Genomic DNA, 23,217 nt, shown 5'->3' on the forward strand with positions numbered 1-23,217 from the left:
CTGTCGTAGCGACTTGTGTTTTTGCGTTCCGTTGCTTCGAGTCTCGGGCGGCGGCTGAACCCTCTTGTTGTGCTACTATGTGAGTACGATGTAACACATAGGAGCAAGGCCATGAGTGAAGCAACCTTTACCTTCCGGGTCGATGAGAGCCTGAAAGACCAATTCACAATAGCTGCCAAGGGCCGCGACCGTACTGGCGCCCAGCTGCTGCGCGACTTCATGCGTGACTTCGTTCGGCAGCAGCAGGAAGCGGCAGAACATGACGCTTGGTTCCGTCGCCAGGTGCAGATCGGCCTTGACTCGGCCAATGCGGGCAATCTGACTCCGTCCGCTGAGGTTGAAGTCAAGTTCGCCGCCAAGCGCGCTGCCACACGTCGCCGGCTGGTAGCCGCCGAATGATGGAGTTGTTCTGGACACCAGTGGCGATTCAAGACCGCGACGACATCTATGAATATATCGAGGCCGACAACCCGGCCGCGGCGCTCGCCCTCGATGAGCTGTTTGCAGAAAAGGCGGGCCGCTTGGTCGATCATCCGGGCCTGGGCAAGCCAGGCCGCGTTGCCGGCACCCGTGAGCTGGTAGCGCACCAGAATTACATCCTGGTCTATGACACTGCTGGCGACCTGGTACGCGTGCTGCGTGTGCTGCACGCCGCACGCCAGTGGCCACCTTCCCGTTTTGGCTCGCAGAGTCATTGAATTGACCGTCAGTTGCAGCTATTGATGGTTCACGCCGATAGACGGCAGGTCGGCGCGTTTCCAATGCAGGTCGCTACAGCTATTCAGTGCGCGTTTCTGCAAGCTCGCGCCGCACGGTTTGTTTTAAGGCGGCCGGTGCGGTCTTCTGCGTCCGGTTAAGCGCATCCTGTCTCATCGCTTGTACGCGCCTGATGACGCCTGGCATGCTGACCCTGATCGGTGTGGCCGGGTTCTTCGCATTCCAGTCGTCGCGCCAGGCGCGCGCCTCGTCTACCTTCGTCATGTCGCTGTCGGCCAGGCCCTGCGCCCAGTGCTCGGCAATCTCCATCGAGCGCATACGGTTCTGGCCAACCATGTTCAGGGCCTGGCCCTTGGCATCCTGGATGTCGGCGGTGCTGTTTGGCTGGAAGCCGACCATCTTCATCACCGCTTCGGCGGCGCTGGTGTCGTTCACGTTGTAGCCGCGCGCGTCCCGGTAGGCGCCGGTGGCCAGCATGTCGGCCCCCTTCGCAACGTTGCGCACGGCCGCCGGCGTGACGTCGAGCACGGCGCCGGCCACGTCGCCGCCCAGCAGCTTGCCGGCCCCGGTAAACGCGCGCTTGGCGATGTCGCCTGCAGGCCCGGCCAGCTCGCCCAGGTCACGCGCGTACGAATCCTTCTTCGTCAGCAATCCCGTGCCCGGAATCAGGTTGCCCATTCCAAAGCGGCCGGCAACATCGACCGGCATGCCCGGCATGCTCGATACGCCCTTGAGGACGAAGTCCGCACCGCCCTGGCCCAGGGTATCGGTCAGGAACGCTTGCTTCGAGCGCTTGCTTGAGAAGTTGTAGCCGAGACGCTGCAGGATGCCATCGATGGCGTCTTCCAGATCCTGCTCGAACGGCAGGCCGTCCGCGCCGCCCATCAGCAGCAGCACGGCCAGCATGTACAGCGCCGCGCGGCGCCCCGCCGCGCGCTCCTTCGAGCCAGGCGCGCCGGCGAAGGCCATGCGCGACAGCAGTTCAAGGTAGCCGATCGAGTACTGCTTGAACGTCATCAGCAGCGACCCGACGACGCCCCGCGCCCATTTCGGCTTGTTCCCAGAATTGTAGACGCCCTGCGTTTGCGCTACTGCCTCCTGTGCGAACTTGGCCGGATCGGCGAACCCTTCGTCCACGGCCGTGCGATAGGCGGCGATGAAGGTGATGCGGCGGTTGGCCAGCTCCGCCATGGCAAACAGCTTGCCCCAGCCCAGCGTGACCTTCGCCATAGCATTGTTCAGGTGAGCGCGCGTGTTCCCGGCCCTGGTGCCGTCACCGGCACGAAGCGCACCCTTGCCTGATGCCTGCGCCTGCAGGTAGTGGACCTCCTGGGGCGCGACGATGCCCTCCTCGGTCGCCCATCGCATCGCAGCGTCGAGCTGGGCGTCGCCGGTCACGTCCTTGCCGGCGTCCTTCACGGCAGCCGCCAAGTGCGCCCCGGCCTTCGTCAGGCCGCCGAACTGGCTCAGGTAGGGCAATGTCATGGTAAACGGCTGGGTAAGATTGACCATGGCCGACGCCACCGATCCGCCCAGGAACTGCGCGAACATCAGGCCGCCCAGCGGCGCGCCGGCTTCGGGATTACGGATATGCTCGCGTAGCTGCATGGCTGCGTCCGTCAATTCGCCCTGCTGTTTCGGGATCTCGGTGATAGCTTCATCGATCTCGCCCAGGTGCGCGTTGCCCGCAGTCAGGCGGGCGTTGCTGTAAATAAAACCGGCCAGCACCCGGCCGGCATCCTCTGAAAAGCCCGCGATGCCCTTGCGCTGAATCATGCGCTTCATCGAGCTGCGGTTGTTCTTCGCCAATTTCAGGTAGGTCTGGTAGACCTCGGTGCTGGCCGCGCTCGCCTGGCTGTCGAGCCCCACCATCGAGCCGAACAGCTCGATCGTCTCCGGAGAGACGCCGGCGAACAGTTTATAGGCGTCGGCCGACACGGTCCCGTGCGATACCTGCGCGCCAGGATGCTCGGCGCGCATGTCGCGCGCCATCTTCGACGCCTCGTACTGCGTCTCGAACATGCCGAAGTAGACTTGATCCTCACCCTCCTGCACGTACACGGTGTGCTTGCCGAAGCGCGACAGCGGCGCGTAACCGCGGTCCATCAGGTCCTTGCCCTTGTCGGACAGGTTCATGATCTGCCTGGCCGTGTCGAGGTGCATGTCCATCTTTTCCGGGTCCAGCTTGGCCAGGGCAATAAAATGGTCGCGTAGCAGCGCGGCCGCTGCCGGCAGATCCGGCGCCGCCACGGCTTGCTCCAGCATGCCCTTGGCATCCTTGCCGCCGAGCTTGACCATTTCGCTGACCGTCAGGTTCATCAGGCTCTTGTCGAGCGCCGCGCGGAACTGGCGGTATAGCGCGACCTGGTCGGCCGACAGGCCGAACATCGACCGCAGCTCGGCATCGGACCAGACCACGCCAGCGCGCAGCTGGGTATCCTTGAAGCGGCTGTTGATGATCGAGTCGTAGAGGTCGAGCGGGTTGTGCTGCCAGGCGCGATTCTGCTGGTCGTCAATGATGCCCTTTTTCAGCAAGATGCGCGCCTTGTCGGCGGTCGACATCGCCTCGGCCTGCTCTTCCAGGTCCTCGATCTTGACCGGCTTGCCGTGTGCGTCGCGCGCCCAGGTCAGCGTGCCCTCGAAGATTGGCGCCCCGATCGCCTTGGTATCGGCGGCCGTCAGCGCCTTTTTGCGGTTTTTGCCCACGATATCGGCAATGTTCTCCAGCTTAGGCAGCAGGGTCGGCGCCAGGTCGGCCGCCACCACGGCGTAGCGCGAGACGTCGCCCAGGAAGCGCTGCACGGCGCCGTAGACCGCGGCGAATGCCGGCTGGCGTTTCGCCAGGTTGTCCATGGTTCCGATCGACTTGTGCCACCAGCTCAGTTTCCCCGTGCTGTTGAACAGGTCGCCAATGAGATAGTTCGCCGGCAAGCGCACCTCGGCAATGCTGTTGGCGGCGCTGGCCAGCGCATCACCGAGGCCGCTGCGGCTGAAAGCGATGCGCGGATCGGCCGGGTTGAAGTCGCCATTGTTGTCGGTGGCGCTCTTGACCTGTGTGGGAGAGAAGGCGACATATTCCCGGCTACCATCCGAGTAGGTCGCGATGATGCCGTCGTGCCCGAGGCGCTTGAGCTGCGCCTGCAGGGCGAGCCCGTACATGCCATCGCCGTTTTTAGCCTCGTCCAGCAGGTCGCGGCCGGCCGGTAAAGACAAAATTGCCTCCACCGATGGGCTGTCGAAATCTTCTTCCACGGACCCGTCGCTGTCGTGCTCAACGTCGATCTGCCACGGATTTTGCAGCGACAGGTACGCCTCGACGGTGCGTTCTCCATATGCACCTGCCTCGTCGCGTGCGGCTGCGAAATAGACACCTGTCCCGAACGTGCCACGTTGGGATGGTGTGAAAGCATCGAAGTCGGAATCGGTGCCATGGTACACAACCTGCGGCTCGCCGGCAGGGCCGACAACCTGGCTGTTTCCAAACCACGCTTTGAACGCTGGCGAACCGCCAGGCGCGGCCGCCTCGCCTGATGCCTTCTTACCCTTGCGAAGCGCCGCGCTGCCCGCAGCTGCCCACGGGTTCGCCGGCGGGAAGTCGGTCGCCGTTTTGCGGAAAATCTGCTGGATCAGTGCGCGCGCCTCTTCGTTCTTCATGCCGCGCCAGTAGGCGGCCGCCTCGGGCATGCCTAGCCATTCCGCCAGGTTCGCCAGCCAGCGCTGTACGGTGCGTTCCACCTTGGCGCGCACGTCGGTCCGGGTGAAGGTGCCAGCGTTCGGTTCGGCCAGCACCGCAAGCGCTTCGTCAATGCCGCGCGCGGTGGCGTATTTTTGCCCGCCCTGCTTCAAGGCCAGCTGGCCCTGTCCGGTTTTTACCCAGCGGTCAGCCTCGGCCCGGAATGCCCCATCGCGCTGGTAAATCATGTTCATGCGGGTGATATACTCGTCGCCTGGCAGAAACCTCTGGAGTCCGTAGTGCAGCATTTCGTGGAAAAGCGTCCGCTGGACCTCCCGCAAGGTGGGCAGGGCGTCCCGGAACAGGTAGATGACGCCTTCGTACACCGCACCGGACACCCGCTCATCACGTGCGACACCCGGGAGGACGCCGAAAGCGCTGTCGCGGATGCGGACCACGGGCTGGTGCTCAAATTTGCCAATGCGGTTTTCAATTTCTTTGGCTATCGCCTCGTCCGCAAGCCATTTCGCGCGCGGCAGCGCGACTGAGGATTCGCCCATCGCGCGGCTGACCACGGGCGCCGGTGCCGCGGCGTCGCGCGTCGCGTTGTTTTCCGCCCAGGTCGCAACCATGATGGCGCGTACGGCGTCGACGTCGCGCACCAGCGCGGTCACATCGAAGCGCGAGCCGCGCAGGCTCTTAATGAGTTTGGCCGCCACTTCCATGAATTTGTAGGCGACCCTGCGGAACAGCGCGCGGTCCGCCTTGGCCAGGTCGGACCAGAAAACCGGGTCCATCCACATGCCGCCATTGATATCGGCAATGACCTCGGCTTCCGCCTGATCCTCGGTGACATCCTGGAACCCGTTTGCCGCGAATTCGCGCGCCTGGCGGTCTTCCACCACCCCTTCTTTCAGGTAGGCGCGGATCTGCGTGCGCAGCTTGGCGCCCAGCTCCGGATTCGACTGTTCGAGCGCGTGCAGCGTTTCGTGGCCGGCGATCGCCAGTTCGGCATTGCGCATGCCTTCGGTCAGGTAGGCGACGCCGTTGTAGGCCACGCCCTCGAACTCCGCGTTCTTGCTCACGAAATTGACCTCGATGCCCAGCGCCTTGCCAACCTGGCGCGCCAGGGCGAACTGGGCGTTGGGAGCGGTGCGCAGCGCCCGTACCGGTGCCATATCGGCCTTGGCCAGTTCGCGGTTGAGCTGTTCCGTCGCCTTCATGGCGCGCAGGAAATCGACGCCGCTCAGTTCAAGCGGCGCGGTGGTGCCGCCATCGGCGCCGGGGGGAAGAGTTGGCAGGGAAGAAACGCCGTCAGCACGGAAGTATTCCGCATCGCGGCTGTACAGCAGGCGAGCGAGCTGGGGACTTACACGTTGTAGGAGCCGCTCTGAAACGTGATCCAGAACTTCTCGCCCTCCGTCTCGTCCAGCCTCTTGTAAAACAGACTGGGTAAGAACCGCTCTCTTAATATCAGACATCCCAATCGGCGGCGTATACATTCCTCTTGCGGTTGGGAAGAAGACGTCATAAGCGTTTCGTACCGATTCTGCAGCAGTGACAAAATCCTCGTTCGTGAAAGGTACTGCATCCACTCGCCCGACGTGCCGTGCGCCTTCATCAGCGCGGTCAGTTCCGCGTCCGGAAGTGCTTCCACCGTAGGCTGGTGCCAGCCCTTGCTCATCAGACCATTCTCCGAGATCGGATTGGTCAGCTCGTAGTGGCCCGGCAGATGCCCGAACGGGTGCGCGCTCGAAGCGGGCGCGGGCGAAGTTGTAGGTGACATCGGCGATCTCAGGGAAAAGGTGCAGGATGTTAGTGTAGGACGAAACCAGCATTTCCTGCAAGTTGTGGGCGTCGTCGCCGTCGCGCCACGCGATTGGCCGCACGTCAGCGCCGCCGGCTGTCCCCGTCGCCTCGACCTGGCGCGCGTGCGGCGCCAGGTGCTTGGTGGTGCCGTGGCGCAGCGCAGAGGAAATCATGTGCTCCGTGCGGCGGTACAGCGCCTTGTCGGACAGCCCGGCCGGGTCGCCGATGAAGACGTGGCCGGTGTTGTGGGCGAGCGTGGCCACGGCCTGATAAACACCCGAGCCGGTGCGGCCTTCTTTCCAGTTCGAGATATCGAGCCAGATTTCCTTGTTGCGGTTGTTGCGGTAGACGCTGGCCTGTTCGCCGGTCGGCGACGTGATGTGCCAGGCGCGATCGACGGGCGCGGCTGCGTCTTCCAGATCACCCTCGCCAACGAACTCGTCAACCGAAAGCGTGGGCGCCATGTCGGCCAGGATGCCGGCGAGGGTTTTGGCATTGCTGTCGGGCATGCGGAAAGCGGCGTCGTCCGTCGCGATCTGCGAAAAGATGTTCACCAGCGGCGCATCCGTGTCGATACGCGTCCGGCTGAACATCAGCTTGTCCGGCGCCTGGCGCCTGAACGAGCCGTCCGGGCGCCGCAGGGGATTGGTGCGCTCCACGACATTGCGCGCGGCGCTCGGTCCACCGTTTGACAGTTCCCGAATGACAACTTCAAGCCGGGCGTTCTTTGCGTCAAGCTCGTTCTGTTGGGCGAACGGGCCGCCCTGGCGCGCGCGCAGCTCCGGCAGCGCGGCCACGGCAGCGTCGTAGCGGCGCTGGTAGTTGCCGATGGCGTATTCCAACCCGACTGGCGCCAGAGCCTTTTCCAGGTCTTCCACGGCCGTGCGCATGGATGACGTTGTGTACTCGGCGTTGTCACGCAATTTCGTGTCGCCGGTGGCCAGCGTCGAGCCGTCGGCGCGCAGCACCGCCAGCGACGTCCAGAAGCCTTCGCGGGTGCTTTCCATCGTCGCTTGCAGCTGCAGGCCCAGGTACCGCCCGATATCGATGGTCTTCGCTTCGCCGGCGGCAAGGCCGGCGGACGCGTCGGACGCCAGCTCGGCGATCGCACGCGCGGCATCGGTACGCGCGATCAACTTCTTGCCGTCGACCTGCATCAGGAATGTCTGCTGGTCCCCGATGGCCGAACCCACGGCCCCCATGGCGCCTTCGAGCGAGGACAAGCGGCGCCCACCGACCTTGATCGACACTTTTTTCTTGTCGTCGCCGCCCTGCTGGGCTTTGACGGCCGCCATGACGGCGCCGCGCGCCAGCGACCCATCGCTGAAATACTCACCTTCGACATTGACGCTGCGCGTAGCCGCGTCCTGTTCCACATCAGCGATACCGGCTTGGATGGATGCCAGGTCCACCTCGGCGGCCCGCTTGCGGCCCGGATTTCTCTCGATCGTCGCTTCGGCGTCCTCGATCTGGCCGGTAATGCCCCACTCTTTGCGGGCATGCTGCCGCTTGAGCAGTTCGAGCTTGTCGATCTCGGACATCAGTTTGACGCGCTCCAGCAACATCGGATCGCCCGATGCCAGCGCCGCCAGTTCGGCCATGCTGACCGAGTCCTCGTCCTCGAAGTCCATCGAGAAAGCGCCGTCATATTTACGGATGGCATTGATGGTTTTCAGCTTGGACGCGTTGAGCGACCACATTTTCGCATCGATGGTGCGCTCGGTCGCGTATGCCAGGATCTCGATCTCGAAGCGGTCGATGCCGTATTTTTTCAGCAGTTCGTTGCCCTGGCGGATGCCGCGGCCTTCGCGTTGCTCAATGTCGGACGGTTTCCATGTCACATCGGCGTGGTGGATCGCCACCAGGCGTTTTTGCACGTTGGTGCCGGCGCCCATGCGTGGCGTCGAGCCGATCAGCACCCGGATGGTGCCATCGTTGACTGCATCGAAAATGGCCTGCTTCTGTGCGTCGGTGCTCGCTTCCTGGATGAAACGGATCTCGGCTGCAGGAACGCCGCGGGCGATCAGGTTGTCCTTGGTCTGCTGGTAGGCATTCCAGCCGCCCGACTGGGCGTTACGCAGTTCTTCCATGTCGTTCGCGTCGAAGCGCTCAAGCTGCTCGCCACGCAGGCGCTGGCCAGCCTCGTCGCCTTCGTCGTACGCCCGGCGCAGCGCCGCCACCAGCATGTCGTACTCTTTCAGCACCGCATCGTCTCCCTTGCTCTTTGGCACGGAGCGGTCCAGGAAAATCAGCTGCGTCCCGCGGTCGGTGTTCCATTTTGAATAGATGCGTTTGACCTCGTCGGCGATGCGGTCGAGCTTGCCGCCTACTTCTTTGCTCTTGGAATACGGGTCGGCCGCGCGCACGTCCAGCGACACCTTGCGGGCGCGGTCCATGAGGCGCAGGCGCGACTTGTTGCGCTCGTACGGGTCCTTGATTTCCGGCAAGGCATCGAAGCCCTCCAGCACCTCGTTCAACAACCCAATTTGCGCCTTGGTAGGCTCGACCACGACGGACTGACGATCGCCACCGACCACGCGAGGGATGGGGAATTGCTCCCCATTGTTGTCTTCCGCGTAAGCTTTCTTGATGTCCTCATTGTCTACCGAATCGGTAAAGCTATAGTACAGGTCCATCAGCGAACGCATATTCGACCACGTCCGGCCAAGGCGGTTGACTTCTTTCAGGCGCCCCGTCTCGGTTGGCTCCCAGCCGGCGTCGGTGCTGACGAACTGTGCACGCCAGGCGTCGAAGTGTTCCAGGCCCAGCTCGGCCAGCTCGTCGGCTGCGAGGAAGCGCATCATGTTGTACATTTCGACCGCCGAATTGGAGATCGGCGTGCCGGTCATGAACGTGACGGTGCCCTTCGGCGACTCGCGCAGCACCCGCACCTTGTTGTACAGGTCGAACGACTTCTGCGACCCGGTTTTGTTGCCCATACCCTTGACGCCCGTCAGGCGCGAGGAATAGAACAGATTTTTGAACTCGTGGGCCTCGTCGACGGTCAAATCGTCAATGCCCATTTGCTCGAACGTCAGCAGGCGGTCCTTGGTCTTGTCGCCCTGGACGCGTTCCATGCGCGCAGTGATCTTGTCCACCAGCCTTTCGGCCTCCTTCACGCCGAAGGGCTTGCGGAAGCCGCTCTGGCCGGCGGCGTCGGCTTCCGCTTCGGCATCCTGGACGGCCAACCGCGCAGCGTCGAGTTCCTTTTGCAGATAGCGCTCTTCGGTTGCGGGCGAGATCCCGATGGAGCCGAAACTGCTGTGCGGGATGATGGCGATGTCGAAGTCGCCGGTGGCGATCTTGGCGAACAGCTTGCGCCGGCGGCTCTTTTCAAAATCCTTCTTCCCAGCGGCCAGCACCTTGGCGCCAGGGTAGAGGCGGTAGACGTCGGTCGTGAACTGCTCGATCATGTGGTTTGGAACGACGATCGCGGGCTTTTGCGACAGGCCCATGCGCCGACGCTCCATGGCGCGCGCGATGGCGGTAAACGTCTTGCCGGCACCGACGGCGTGGTCGATGAGCATGAAGCGCTCGCTGATACCGCGCCAGATGGTATTTTTCTGGTGCCGCCGCATCTGGATGACTGCGTCAGGTACTTTACCTGGCAGGATCAGGTGGGCGCCGTCGTGCTGGCGGTTGACGCGCGTGTTGAATTTTTCGTTGAAGATCTCGACCAGCTGGTTGCGGCGGCCGCCGTCCTTGTAGACCCAGTCGGAGAATTCGGCGGTGATCGCTTTCGCCTTGAGCAGGGCCAGGGCGGTATTCTCGTGATGGATATGTGCCTTGCCGTCCTTGTCGTAGACCAAGACCTTGATCTGATTGTTATTGAGCAGGTCCGAGATCAGTTCGACGGAGGTGTAGCCTGGCGAGGCCCATTCCTCCTCCCGACCGCGGTCGTCGGCGCGGCCGTTGACGCTATAACTGTTGGTGATGGCCGAGAATGCCACGCGCGCGGCATTGCCCGAGATATGCTCGACAAAGTCAGCGTAGACCGTCGGCGGCACCCAGGATGAGCCCAGCAGCGCGGTGACGTTCTCCGCACCCCACGGTTCCGGCTGCACTTCCTGCAGGGCGATGATGTTGGCGGTCAGGTGAGCGGCCCGTGCGGCATTGAGCTTGCGCTTGACATGCCCGGTCAGGTAGTCGTTGCGCGATACCCATTCGTCCGTCTCCGGGTCCTTGAACAGCAGCGGCTTGTCGGCGGCCGCCAGGTCGGACTCGATCTCGGCGGCGTTCTTCGCCATAAGGGAGGCAATGCGCTCGATGTCGACCCGGCCCGATTCGGCCATGTTGATGGCCACGGCGTCCGCCATCGTGTCGGCCGACGTCGGCGCCTCGTAGGGAACGATCACGCGCTTGAACAGGATCGGCGCCGGCTCGGCGGTCGACGGCCGCACCTTTTCACGGATGCGGGCGGCGCGTGCTGCGGAAATGGCCGGGCGATAGCCGAATTCGAGCGCCTGTACCAGCGCGCCGTCGGGCATGTTCGACACCAGCGACGAGTTCGCCGGCTCGGAAATGAATCCGTGCGCCTTCACGAAGCCATCGTAGGCGGCTTTCAGCGCGCTGCGGTTTGCCTCGATCGCGGCCACTGGGGCGTTTTCTGCCTCCATCGACAGCTGTTCCTTGAGCAGGTCGCGCAGGTTCACCAGTTGCTTGAGGCGGTCGAATTTCGTTTGTCCCAGCAGCATCCCGGCCGGGATGTCCGCTTCCGACGCAAATACCTTGCGGTCGTAAATATTGAGCTTGGTTTGTTTGCCGTCCTTGATCAGCTTGGCCGGCTTGCCGTCGGCGCCCAGCTGGGCCTCGACCACATACCACTGGCCGGCGCTGTTCAGGTACAGGGCGTCGGACCATGGGGACGCCGGCGAGAGCGTGCGGCGCGACAGCTCGTATCCGCCTTCTGGCGTTTCGCGCTCGATCACCTGCACAAGCGCGCCGGCTTCCAGCTTGATCGAGCCGTTTTCGTGGCCAGCCAGGGCAATGCGCAGGGCATCGCTCATGTCCTTGTGGCGCGCGATTGCGGCGTCCACGCCGCTTTGGGTCTGCACCATGACATCCTGGGGGAGGCGCGCTATCGCGCCGGTCAGGCGCTCGGCCAGGCTGTCCGGATCATCGAGGCGCACGGTGATGTCCTTGCCGAAAGCCATGGACCCGGAGCGCTCCAGTACGCCCATGATCATCTGCGGATTGCTGGCAAAATAGGTATTGACCGGCATCGCGTCGCCGCCAAGCGGATCGGCTACCGATGTGGTGCGGACCCAGTCGGGAACTTGCGCGGCCAGCGCCTGGCGAGCAAACTCGGCGTCCGGATTGCGGTCCGCTTTCTTCGCCGCTGCCTCGAACACCTGTTCCATGTTCGCTTCTTCTTCGGCGGTCAAGCGCTGCAGGAAAACGATGTCCGTCACTACGGAGGTGCGGGCATTTTCCTTGAATGCCGTGTCCGGCAGGCGGATCGCCCCAAGCAGCTTCGCCTTTTTAGCCAGCATGGTGCGCGAGGACGAGTCGATCTTGTCGAGCAGGTAGCGCGACACGACCTGGACCTGCAGGCCGCCCGGCTTGACCGCGTCCAGGGCGGCAAGGAAGAACTGGTTGTGGATCGAATGACCGTTGATTTCCGGCTTGAACTGGAAGCGCAGGGATTGGTCGCCGAACGGCGGATTGCCGATTGACAGGTCAAACGAGCCGTCGGTGAGCGGCACGCTCTGGAAGCCGCTGTTAAGCACTGTTTCGGCCGGGTACAGCAGTGTCGCAATACGGGCGGTCAGGTTGTCGTACTCAACGCCGACAAATTTGGTTTGCCTGGCAACGTCGGCCGGCATGAGGCCGAGGAAGTTGCCAGCGCCCATGGACGACTCAAGCGCCAGGCCGCCCTTGAAGCCGAGCCGGCGCGCGGCCGCCCACATGCTGTCAACGACCGTCTTGGACGTGTAGTGCGAATCGAGGGTCGAGCGGCGCGCGAGCGCATATTCTTTTGGGGTCAGCAGCTCGGCCAGCTCGGGGCCGCGCTTCTTCCATGCGTCCTTGAATTCGCCCGATTCGGGCGCCGGGAACGCGTTGGCCAGGCCGCCCCAGCCCACATAGCGGGCGAGAATGGCTTGTTCCCGCGGCGTGGCGCGCCGGTTCTCGGCCTCGATCGCGCGCATGGTGCGGATCGCGGTCAAGTTGTCGTTGAATTTCTGGACTTCGCCGCCCTGCCCGAGACGCACGTCTTCGGTGATGCGGAAATTGACAGCGGGAATGTTCGGTGCCGACGGCGCCGGCGCGGCGCTTACAGGGGCGCTGGTTCCTGCATCCTGCTTTGATACTCGCGTTCCAGCTCGGCCAGCTCGCGCGCCTCCCAGTCGTCCGTCGGCTCCGGCTCCGGCGTCAGCAGGATATACAGGCTCAGGGCTTGTTCTTCCGCCTCGTGTTGCTGGAAGCCCTGCGTTTTCAGTTCCACGATCAGGCGGTGCGCCTGGACCGCGGCCGTCTGCGTCGCTTCGCTCCATTCGCCCAACAGTTTCAGCTGTTCCGTCTTCTCCGGAAGCCACAGTTCCCAGTGCTTGCGCGCCTTCGCGGCCAGTGTCGCTACGTTCATTGTTTGCTTTCTTGCTTGGGGTTGTCGTCAGTGTATCGGATTTCGTGCCCGGCGTAGCGGGATTGACGCTGTTTGCCAGGCGCTCAGCCAGCTCGTGCGCCGTCAGGCCCGTGGGCATCCACATATTGTCGCCGCCGCCAAAAGGATCGCCAGGCTTCGTTACGCGCGCCATCACGGCAACGCCGCTCGTGGTGGTTGGCACCACGCCCCGCAGAACCGAGCCGCTTATGTCGATGTAAATCCCCTTTGCGAGGTCTTCATTGAACATCGCCAAGGACACATCGCCCGACGTCGCCACACCGCTCTCGTTCGTGCTGACGGGCTTTACAGGCTTGCCGTCCTTGTAGCTGGCCTGGCCGTAGCCATGACTGGAAAGCATCTTGGCGACGTCTTTCAGGTACCGCTGCGCATCCTTGAGGAACGCGCCCTTGATGCCGCCTGTTAGGTAGTCCCCTGCGCGATCGACTGGGAATTCGGCTGATTCGGCATAGCCGTCGATGTGTGCGACGCCATAGTCGGCGCGCAGAAGCGCATTGCCTGGCCCCACCTTGACGGTCTTCGGTGCCTTCTTCTCGGTCGCCTCGGCCTGCGCTGCAGCGGCGGCCGCTTCGGCCTGCGCAGTCATCGATGCAGCCAGCAACACGCGCAAGTCCGGCGCCAACGGCGCCCACTCGAAAAACTGGGCCTGATCGGCTTCCCTGCCGTAGCCGACATCCATCAACAGCTTGCGGCGGTAAGTTGGATGCATCGCCTTCCACTGAGCGGCGCCTGTCTCGTCGGCGAGCTGCAGGACCGACTTGGACGCCGGCACCGGCATATCGATCAGGCTGATGCGCACGCCCTTGGTGTTGATATACCACGAGCTAAAGAAGAAATCTTCGTTCAAGGCGCTATGCACCAGCGAACGTTCGTCGGCCGTCATGTTATCCCACGTTTTGCCGCCTATCTTGCTGTTCCTCTGATTGACACGGGCAAGTACCATGCTGCGCTGGGCTTCGCGCGCAGCGTCCCATTCGCGCTTTGCTTCGGCAGTCGTGTAGGTCTTGACATCGGCAGCGGGCGGAACGTTCTGTTTGAAAACCGCTGTCGGCGCACTGGCTTCCTCATCCTGCACGGTTGCGGCGTCCACTTCCGGATTCGCCACTTCGGCGATCAGCGCGTTGCGTGCCTCTTCATAGTCGTAGTTGCCGTAGGTATCCGACATCAGTTCGTGAATACGCTTCTCGGAAACGCCGGCGCGCAGCGCCTCCAGGACGGCGCCGGACGCCTCCGGATATTCGCTGGCCAGCTTGCGCTCTGCCGGCATGTCGATATAGTTGTTCGCCATGAAGAATGCATAGGCAAACCCTTCGGGCGTCTCGCTGCGCGCGTTTTTCGTCGCCTGGCTCTTGCCGCCGTACTGCGAGTGCATCTTCGAGCCCAGCGTTGGCTCGACATTGGCGCTCGGCAGCTTGGCGTTGAAATTGCCCCAAATTAGGGTCTTTTTCGTGTACGGGTCGCCGAATTGGTTGGGATCGAACGCCAGGCGTGGGGCCGGCAGGCCGGTCAGGTTCTGGATACGGCCGACCGGGTTTTCCAATGCCCATACAGCGGGTCGGAAGTATTCGATGGTGCGCGCGCTCTGGTGCACCAGCTCGACGCTCTGCTCGGTCTGGCCCTGTGCATCCTTCTCCAGGAAGTGGCGCGCGCCGCTCGATGCGAAGTCGGTGCACGGGGTAGCGGCCAGGATGGCATACACGTCCGTGAGGTCGTAGTTGTCGGTAAAATATTCGACAGAAAAGTCAAACACGTCCTGGCCGGACTGAATGTCGAACTGAATCACGTTGTAGCCGGCATCGACCCATGGCTTCGACCACTCGCCCGTCAGATCGAACAGCGAGAGCACGGTCTTTTGTGCGTTTTCCGAGCGGTGTGTTTCCCCCTGCTTGCGGGCATGCTCTTTCCACTGTTCGACGCGCGCGCGCGCCTCGTCCAGTCCGAGCACCTCGCCGTTGGTTTCTTCAGCCATGCGTACCCGCTCGCCCGGCGCCGGGTCCGCGAATAGGTTGGCCCATTCGTCGGTAATCGTCTTGAAGCTCTCCTTGTCCATCGTCATCGGGACGATGCTTTCATCGATTGGCGCCACATCCGTGACCGGTTGCCCGGTAGCGACGCCCACCTTGGGCACGGTCAGCGCCTTGCTGTACGCATCGCTGGCCGAATCGCGCGCCTCCACGTAGGCGTCGAACGCCTCATGCACTTCCTGGGGCGCGTCAGGACGTGGCTTGCGCTTCTTGTTCTTGCCGACCAGCCAAGCCTCATGTTCGCCCGCGAATTCTTCCCACTGGGCGTTGACCGCGCGTACGCGATCGGCGGCCGCGCGGAATGCGTCGCTGGTGAACTGTTGGGACTGGGCACCGTCGGCCGACATGCGTGCGTGCTCGGGCGCGGTACCAGCGGGTGCATCGAGGTCGGCTTTTTCCGCCGGCGCCGCTTGCGCGCGCACCTCAACCTTGGCCTCATCGCCCCCGGAAGCGGGCGCCAGGGGATCCATTTGCGAGGTCGGCTCTGGCGTCGCCATAGGCGAAATTCCGCGCTCGGCGATCGCCTTTTCAATTTTCTTGGCACGCGGGCCGCCAGCGAACACTTTTTGCGCCTGCAGCAGCTGGTCATCGGTCATGTCCCGGGTCGTCATCCGGTTCAGCTCCTGCTTGCCCAACGGCGGCGCGGCCTTGCGATCCTCCGGTGTGTTGCCGTAGGTTTTCGGAAAATTCTTGCGCCACAGTTCTTCACCGGAGGCGATCCCGTCGACCTGGTCGGGCGTGGCGCCCAGCAGCTTAGCTTCCGCCTGCATGTCTTCCACGGCGCGAATGCCGCGGCGCGGCGCGCTTTCTGCGAATGGGCGCCTGGTCTTGCCGGATGCAAGCCAGTTCTTGAAGGCGGCCGTGTCCGTTTCGGTGATATGGCGGCCGCCTTTCCAGCCAGGGGCATAATTGGCGTCGTATCCGTTGCGAGCGTCATCCAGGGAGTCGAACCCGAACATGACCTTGTGCTCGTCGAACTTGCCCGATTCGGGATGGACTTGGTCCACGACGAACACCTTGTCGCTGTCGGGATTCGGTCCGATGAAGGCGTCGACGTGATCCTTGTCGGCCCCCACGGTGCCGCGAATATAGCCGTAGTGGTGCGCCATCCGGGTTTCCCACGCCTTGCCCTGGCCGTCCACGCCCGAGCGGGTCGAGCCGGCCGGGTTCTCGATCGAGAGGTCCAGGCCGTGTAGCTTGACGCGGCCGAGCTTGTAGTTGCCGGCCTCTTTTTGCGCTTCGGTCGGTTGGGCCAGCTCGTTCAGCGGCGACGTGGCCGATTCATGGGCGGCGATGTCGAAAGCGGTTTCGGCTACAACTTGTACATCGCCAGCGGCGGGCGCCGGCGCGATCAGGGACCGCGCACCGTTCGACGCCATCGGCGACACGATGCCGGCATGTTCCATCTGTTCCAACAACCGTTGTGCACGGTTGTACCCGACTTTGAGGTGTTGTTGCAGAGCTGCGGCCGAAGCGGTCGCGTTTTCGCGCACGAACGCCTCGGCTTGTGGATAGAGCCTGTCGTCATCGGTCAGTCGGACAGCACGGGCCACGTCCGGAACGACCGGTTTTTGCGGCGCCGCTTTCTCTGCCGGCACGATCCCGGCCGCGTCCTGCGCCACAGCGGTGGGCCCTGCGACGGGTGCTGCTTCACGCTCCAGGCGGGCCATCACTTTCTGGTAATAGGCTTTTTGTGCGGTGCTCAGCTTGAAAACTTTACTTGAGCCAGGTTTGTGCAGCATCGCGCCGTTGGCCGTTTTCAGGCGCATGCCCGCAGTGATCGCGTCGTCCACGGCACGCGTGTTCGTTGCGGCTGGCGCCGGCGTCGGCGCGGGCGCCACACGCTCCGGAACGGCGTCGACCAGCTCGTTTGGCAGACTGGGAAGTGGGGCGGTTGCGTCGTCGATGTCGGCATGATCCTCGGCGGTCAGGCCCGGGTTCACGTAGCCGTCGCGCTTGAGGGCGGCCAGGAAGGCGGGTTTCTTGTGCTCGGCCGGGATGGCGGCGTTGGCAAGCACCTGGGCGCGCAGTGCGGCGCGATTGGCCGCAGCGCGCTCGGCACGCTCGTGTTCGATGATAGCGTTGGTGGTCTGCGCTTCCCTCGCCTCGCGCTCGGCGGCGGCGGCGCGCTGCGCACGCGCGTCCTCTTCCAGCATGGCGGCGATCTGCTTTTCCTCGGCCAAAGCGCGTGCCTCGGCGGCGGCCGCTTTGGCCGGCTCGAACTTGGCATTGATCGCGGCTTCTTCCTCGGCCAGCAAGGCAGCGAATTCCGCCTGTTGTTCCGCAGGGATCTCGGTGCGCGCCTTGCGGGCTTGCTTGAGCGCGTTGAATTCCGCAACTTCGTCAGCGGTAAGGCGACGTCCCAGCACCGCCGGCGTCACGCTCATCTGGCCGTCCGCACTCTTGACGCGTTGCGCCACCGAACCGTGTCCGATGGCAATGAGTTCAGCCAGGCGGCCGTCGATCTGGCCCAGCGATGGCGCTTGATCTGTCGCAGCTGGTGGCGCAGCGGCGACGCGCTGTGCGGCGAGCGCTGCCTGGGCCGCGTTCGCCGCGCGCGAAAGCGGCCCGGTGTCCGGCAATGGCAAGGGCACAGGTGCCGGACCCGGCGCTGGCGTGGGAGCCGGTGTTGGCGCGGCGGCGTGTTCCCCCTGCACCGCCGCCATGCCGCCGCCCATGGCCATGCCCGTGACAAGGCCGGTACCGGCAGCGTTGCCGACACCCTTGGCCAAGTCCTGCTCGCCCATGGCGATATTGGTGAATACTTGCTCTTGCGCCGACTGCGGCATTTCCTCCAGCACGCCCTCGCTCAGCATGCCTTTCCCGACCCGGCCGGCGAGGGAGCCGCGCACCTGGGCGCCGGCCGATCCGGTCGCAATCTGCGTGGCCGCGTCGCCCATCAGCTTGCCCGCGCCGAGCCCGATCAGCGCGGTACCAAGACCGGCGCCCACTGCCGGCAAAGCGTAGTCGCGATATTCCCGTCCCTCGGCCTGCGCCCGGTCGGCGATGTTGCCGGCGGTCTGCGCGCCTTCCGTCAGGGCGCCGGCGCCGATCAGCCTGGTCCCGGCGGCGTTGACCGCTTCGGCGGCTGCCTTCCTGCCGGCGCTGCTTGCCATGGCGGCCGCCGTCGCTTCCGCCGCCGTCCTGCCAGCTGCCAGGCTGGCGGCGCTTGCGGCCGCGCCCTCACCCGTTGCCAGCGCCGCGCGCACCGCCACCTTGCGCGCCAGCGCACCGGTGACGCCCATACCGCCCAACATGCCAGGTGCGGATTGGGCGATCGAGCCAATAATTGCGCGCGGGTTCTTGACCGACTCGGCGATGGTGCCGACAAAGCCGTCGGCTTGGGCAACCTTTTCGTCGGATGCTTTTTGACTGTCGCTCAGGAACTCGCCCAGGAATTCATTGGTCCGTTTCGGATCGTAGCCGACCGCACGCATGCCCTTGCCCACCATGCCGCCAGTTGTCAAGCTGCCGAGCCCGACAACCGCCGAGCCCAAGTCGACCACGCCCTGTCCCAGTTTGATCCCCATGTCGCCGGCGCTGCGCACCAGTCCGGCCGATTGCGCCGGCGCGGCCGCCGGCTGATAGCCCAGCTTGGCGGACAATTCCGCCTTATCCATTTCCGGGTAGTACATCGTGTGAACAGCATCAACGAACGCCGCGTCGTCCAGGGTGCTAAGGGAAGGAAGTTTCTTGCGTGCGTCGGTCAAACCAGTCATTGCGATCCTTGAATTTATTGTCATTACATGCCGAGCGCTTCGAGCATGGCAGTCTTGTTGAGGGCGGGGCCGATGTTGTCTTCCACAACGGCGCGCGCGGCATTTACGCGTTTGAGCGCGGCATCAGTGGCGGCGACGTCGCCGGAGGGAACGGTTGCATTGAGGATGAATTTCGCTTTCTGATACTCAGCTGCCGCCGCCTCCAGCGTGGCCGCCTTCTCGACCGCGACCTGATTCCACGCCGAGTTGCCGGAAGACATCCCGATTAGCTCCAGAAGTGGACTTTGCTTCGGCGCAGCCGGCGCACGCACCCCTGCCGGCGTCTTGAGAGCGGAGGGTGCCGTGCTTTGGGTCGCTGCAGGGGCGGTGACTGGCGCCGCGCCCTTGGCTGGCCCGTTCAGGTTGAGGGGATCGGCCGCGCTACGCGGGCCGCCGAGCAAGTCGGAAACCTGCTGGTTGAGCATGGCCGAGCGCGTGTGAAGGCTTTTTGCGCCAGCGGACTCGGGCGCCCAGGTGCCCTCCGCCTGCGCCTTGGTCATGGCGGCCGAGATCTGGTCTTGCTCTTTCAGCAAGCTCCCCAGCTGGGCACGGGTGGCGGGGTTCATCGTGTCCACCCCCAGCATGGCGGCGCGCTCGACCGGCGACAGCGTGCGGCCCAGCGCCTTTTCTTTGGCCTGGATCTGACCGAGCGGCGTTGACTGCGCGTGCTGTTCCCGCGACATGGCGAGGTGGGCCATTTGAATGGCGCGGCCGGCGGCGGAATCACGCGCCTGTTGGGCACGTGCTGCCTTGTTGTCCTCCCGTGTGCCCTGGTAGTGTTCGCGCTGCATGGCGGTCTGGCCTGCCCGTGCGGACTGGGCCAGCTGTGTCTCGAAATCGAGTAGCTGATAGCGGGCTTTGGCGACATCCATCGTTACCTGAGTACCGTCGCGGTTTCGGATCGTGACCAAATGAGTCGGGTGTTCCTCGCCGTTGATCTTGGTCGTACTTGCCTCGCCTTTGACGATGCGCGCGCCTTTCATCGAGCCGGCTGCGTTGTACGCCTCCATCGCCTCGTCGTAGCGCCCTTGACCCATTAACGAAAGCGCGTCCGCAATGCCCTCGTTCTTCATCTTGGTCAGCAGTCCCTGTTTTTGGGCCAGTTCTTCCAGCGTGAGATCTCCGCGAGCATTTTTGCGGCGCAGAAAAGCGGTCTGCACCTCAAGCGCGCTGTTGAAGTCGCCCTTGTGGACTGTGCCAGCCGGGGTGCCGATCGCGCCCATTTTTTTCGGTGTGGGCAGTGCCGCCAGCGACGCCGCTGCAGGCGCCGGCGCCAAGTCCAGCGCCGCCGGATTCTTGACCATCGATGCTGGCGTGGCGGCCGCGCCGGGCAGCACGTCCAACGGCGGCGCCATGGCCTTGTCGATTTCGGCCTGGATCTTGTCAGCTGCCGGCGCGCCTTCAGCAACAACTGGGTCGGCCCCGCCCTGGACGGCGACCGCTTCATTGGCGAGTTGTTCCCGGATCTCGGCCATGTCTTTCTTGTCGGCTGCCTTGATGCGGTCGACCTCCTTCCAGTCGTACCGCTGGCGGCTGCGAGCTTCTTCCTGAAACGCTGCTTCGGTGTCGGCGCGCGCGTCCGCTTTGACCCGGCGCGCCTCGTCGGCCTTGCGCCGCTCTTCGTCCGCAATGGCGCGCTCGCCGTCCTGATAGCCCTTGAATCCGGCGGCCATGCCGCTCCAGTTTGTCATCGTTCGATTCCCTAAAATGCGCCGGCCAGTTCGGACGACGACAGGCCGGTGCTCTGCATCACGCCGGCGTTGTTAGATTCCCATTTGCTGTAGTCGCTGGTTCCGCTGCCGCCCCAGTTGATTTTCGAGAGGCCGTTGGTGATGCCGCTGACCATGTTCCCCATGCCAGCTGCGGTCTGGCTGGCTTGCGCGGACTGCTGGCCAGCGATGCTGCTGGCGGTCGCCGCGGCGCTGGCCAGGCCGCTCGACGCGTTCGAGACAAGGCCCTTGCCGATGCCGACGGCGTCGAGCTTTCGGGCGAACGCCTTGTCCTTGATGCCGTCCCGGGCCTTGTTCGCGGCTGCCGCGCCCATGGCGGCGCCTTTCAGTTCCATGCTCGTGGTCGCGGCCTGTGCGGCGGCGCTCGACGGGTCCAGCCCAGGCGTGCGCGCCAGGCGGTCGCGTGCGAGGCCCAGCTGGCTCGACACTGACGCCTGCGCGTCGCCGGCGGCCTTGTCGTACGCTTCGGGAGTATCGGTATTCATGGCGTCGGCATACACGGAGTGCTCTACCGGACGGGCGAAGGTTTTGTAGTCCTCGAACTGATCCATGGCGATCTCGCCCTGATAGGCGTTCGCTTCCAGCGCCTTGTCGGCCGACGAAGCGGCCCTTTTGCTAGCCTTGTTGGTTGCGGCGGCTCCGATCCCGGCCGCTACAACGGATGCCGCGATTCCCCACGGCATATCAAGCCTCCTTAATCAGAACGCTATCGACCTTGTCGGGGTCGGTGCCTTCGTGGGCGTGCACGCAGAACCATACCGAGTCGGTAAGCGCCTCAATGCGATGCACCTGGCCGGCGCGGATCGTGATGCAGGTTGGCCCAACGTGCGCTTCCTCGATGCCGTCAATGGTCACAGTCACGGTGCCGCACGCCAGAATGCTCAGGTGGTCGAAATTATGCGAGTGCGTTTCGGCGTAGTGCGACGCCGGCAGTGTCATCTGCTTGGCGTATTCGCGGCCGGAGAAGTGATGCTTAATCTTCAAGTCGATCACGTTTCAGTTCCTTAAAGTTGTCGGTTTTGATGCAGACGATCAGCGAGATCCGGTCGGCCTGGCTGTCGTTGCTGACGCTGTGGGTCACGCCGTTGTCGAACCAGTAGCAATCGCCGGGGCTGGCGACGATGTCGCCTTCGGGGAAATGGAACAGGGCGCCCGGATCGTTACGCAAGGGGATGTAAAACTTGTCGTAGTAGTCCGCGTGCCAGCAACGGTCGATGTGCGGCTCGATGCGGCCGCCGGCGGGAATCTTCGTGATCAGCACGCCGCCGAGGCGTTCGCCATGGACGTGCGCCATCAGCCCGAAGATGATGGGTGCCAGTTCGGGGAGTTCGGCGTAGGCCGGGTACCAGATCGAGTCGTGCTCGTCGGTGAAATGGGGACCCAGGTTGGCGATGTCGTTGAAGCGCACCCAGATGTCCGTCATCGCGCGGTGCGGCGAATCGTAGGCGGTAGCACGTGCCGTATGCTGGCCGAACAAGTGGGGTTTTGCCTCCAGCGCGGCCAGCAGCGCCGCGACCTGGATGCCTGTTGCGATGTGTTGAAAGCTTGCCATGTTGTTCCCCGCTGTGATTGAGGCGGGGATGATATGGCCGGTCTTGAGAAAACTTAGAATTTAGGTAGCGCGTTCTCGGATGGTAAATTTAGGCGAAAAAAAACCCCCGATGAAGGGGGGTTAGTCGGATGAGAAAGAGTCCACTTCAATCCCACTCTCTCGTGATGAGATAGGTAATGTAGACCAGCACGGCAAACACTATGCCGTGGGTCCAGCTGCTTCCCCACCATGCGAGCGCCGGGTCCTCGAAGTGGCCATACTGGGCACCCAGCCGCGCAGGCATTGAGCTTGCCCAGTCATGGATCGCAGGTGTGAGAAATGGGGTGAACAGCACGCTTATCCACACGGCCGCCCTCCACCCCCACTCCTGCAGTACCGTAGCACACAATCCCGTGAGCACAATCGCGGCGCCAAGTAGGAGAATCCCGGCCGAACGGGGTTCGACATTCATCGCTGCTGCCATGTCGTGCACAACCCGCCAAAGCCAAATTCCACCCACGATCAAAAGTCCGAGGATAGTCCAAAAAGCATTTTCGTTGCTATTGCTATTACGGTAGTTGACCTGATTCATCTTCATCCCCTGATCATATTCTTGTTAGGAATTTTATACCGCCATTCTATTGCAAACAGTGTTCAATTAAAAATAGGAAAATTCCTACCTCACATTGTGGGGTTTCCGTTGCTCAATTACACTTTCAAAATAACAGTACGAAGCTGGGTTATGATAGTGGTTTCGTCACCATCGAGGTTGGATATGGGTTTTAATCAAAGCGACGCAGATGCGTTAAACAATGCTCAACAGTACTTCTCGCAAATGAGTATTAACACGGGCAACACCGATTTCCAGCTGATGCATTTTAAGGTCACGAAATCGGTGCTTCCCGCAGAGGCTACGAAGATTTTAAGCCGCGCGCTAGAAGCAGCGACGCGGTTTCATCAGGAAATGTCAATTTGGCTCGACGTAACCACCGATGACTTCCCTGCTTATGTCACAGAGGCAGTTCGTAGCTGTACGGGATTTGGTTTAAAAATTATCATTACGTGGAACGGCCAAAGCTCCCATGCGCCAGGCTTACCAATGGACGAAAGTGTACTGGAGGCAATTCGCCTTGCTCAGATGACAGGACCAGTTTGGCATCCCCTGGCTGAAAAGCCTGTGCCTCACTTATATTGAGCTTGCCTATCCCGGTCGGTACCAATTTGAGCAAGGCCGGGATAACGCATTAATCTTTTCTTACGGAAAGAGTCGCAGAGACGATTTTCTCTGTTGCCTTGTACTATCTCCCAAAACTACGATACCTCCTCCAGGTCCCAAAAAGGACCTGGATCTTT

The 23,217-nt window shown here is 63.1% G+C and carries 9 protein-coding genes; 3 read left to right on the top strand and 6 right to left on the bottom strand.

From position 1 onward, the window contains the following. Positions 1-111: 111 nt before the first annotated feature. Together RBA41_RS28330 and RBA41_RS28335 are read left to right on the top strand one after the other, a co-directional pair. Complete coding sequence (locus tag RBA41_RS28330) at positions 112-399, top strand: CopG family ribbon-helix-helix protein (RefSeq protein ID WP_306627723.1); 288 nt, start codon at positions 112-114, stop codon at positions 397-399. Next, entirely contained in the window at positions 396-698 is a 303-nt protein-coding gene (locus RBA41_RS28335) for a type II toxin-antitoxin system RelE/ParE family toxin (protein ID WP_374709615.1), read from the top strand. Before RBA41_RS28330 ends, RBA41_RS28335 begins: the two co-directional genes overlap by 4 nt. Positions 699-777: 79 nt before the next feature. Here RBA41_RS28335 and RBA41_RS28340 read toward each other — a convergent pair whose 3' ends face one another. The 6 genes from RBA41_RS28340 to RBA41_RS28365 form a co-directional block, all read right to left on the bottom strand. Continuing rightward, entirely contained in the window at positions 778-18,564 is a 17,787-nt protein-coding gene (locus RBA41_RS28340) for a PLxRFG domain-containing protein (RefSeq protein WP_306627724.1), read from the bottom strand. Between the two features lie 23 nt (positions 18,565-18,587). Beyond that, a complete protein-coding gene (locus tag RBA41_RS28345) occupies positions 18,588-20,294 on the bottom strand; it encodes a hypothetical protein (RefSeq protein ID WP_306627725.1) in 1,707 nt (568 codons plus the stop codon). 11 nt (positions 20,295-20,305) lie between these two features. Further along, positions 20,306-21,016, bottom strand: coding sequence for a hypothetical protein (locus tag RBA41_RS28350; protein WP_306627726.1), 711 nt, complete (start codon positions 21,014-21,016; stop codon positions 20,306-20,308). A gap of 1 nt (position 21,017) precedes the next feature. Next, entirely contained in the window at positions 21,018-21,326 is a 309-nt protein-coding gene (locus tag RBA41_RS28355) for a hypothetical protein (RefSeq protein WP_306627727.1), read from the bottom strand. Then, the gene (locus RBA41_RS28360; RefSeq protein ID WP_306627728.1) at positions 21,307-21,885 is read right to left on the bottom strand and encodes an aspartyl/asparaginyl beta-hydroxylase domain-containing protein; all 579 of its coding nucleotides are present in this window, start codon (positions 21,883-21,885) and stop codon (positions 21,307-21,309) included. Before RBA41_RS28360 ends, RBA41_RS28355 begins: the two co-directional genes overlap by 20 nt. Before the next feature lie 145 nt (positions 21,886-22,030). After that, positions 22,031-22,456: a hypothetical protein gene (locus RBA41_RS28365; protein ID WP_306627729.1), complete on the bottom strand. Its 426-nt coding sequence runs from the start codon at positions 22,454-22,456 to the stop codon at positions 22,031-22,033. Positions 22,457-22,639: 183 nt separating this feature from the next. Between RBA41_RS28365 and RBA41_RS28370 the strand changes: the two genes are divergently transcribed. Further along, positions 22,640-23,059, top strand: a complete 420-nt coding sequence (locus RBA41_RS28370; RefSeq protein ID WP_306627730.1) for a hypothetical protein — start codon at positions 22,640-22,642, stop codon at positions 23,057-23,059. Positions 23,060-23,217 lie beyond the last annotated feature (158 nt).

It is taken from the genome of Massilia scottii, from assembly GCF_030846495.1.
Taxonomy (GTDB): Bacteria; Pseudomonadota; Gammaproteobacteria; order Burkholderiales; family Burkholderiaceae_D; genus Telluria_A; species Telluria_A violaceinigra.

What these genes read in the sequence shown, in the direction of transcription:
- RBA41_RS28330 (WP_306627723.1), top strand. Translation starts at nt 112, where the DNA reads ATGAGTGAAGCAACCTTTACCTTCCGGGTCGATGAGAGCCTGAAAGAC.
- RBA41_RS28335 (WP_374709615.1), top strand. Translation starts at nt 396, where the DNA reads ATGATGGAGTTGTTCTGGACACCAGTGGCGATTCAAGACCGCGACGAC.
- RBA41_RS28340 (WP_306627724.1), bottom strand. Translation starts at nt 18,564, where the DNA reads ATGACTGGTTTGACCGACGCACGCAAGAAACTTCCTTCCCTTAGCACC.
- RBA41_RS28345 (WP_306627725.1), bottom strand. Translation starts at nt 20,294, where the DNA reads ATGACAAACTGGAGCGGCATGGCCGCCGGATTCAAGGGCTATCAGGAC.
- RBA41_RS28350 (WP_306627726.1), bottom strand. Translation starts at nt 21,016, where the DNA reads ATGCCGTGGGGAATCGCGGCATCCGTTGTAGCGGCCGGGATCGGAGCC.
- RBA41_RS28360 (WP_306627728.1), bottom strand. Translation starts at nt 21,885, where the DNA reads ATGGCAAGCTTTCAACACATCGCAACAGGCATCCAGGTCGCGGCGCTG.
- RBA41_RS28365 (WP_306627729.1), bottom strand. Translation starts at nt 22,456, where the DNA reads ATGAATCAGGTCAACTACCGTAATAGCAATAGCAACGAAAATGCTTTT.
- RBA41_RS28370 (WP_306627730.1), top strand. Translation starts at nt 22,640, where the DNA reads ATGGGTTTTAATCAAAGCGACGCAGATGCGTTAAACAATGCTCAACAG.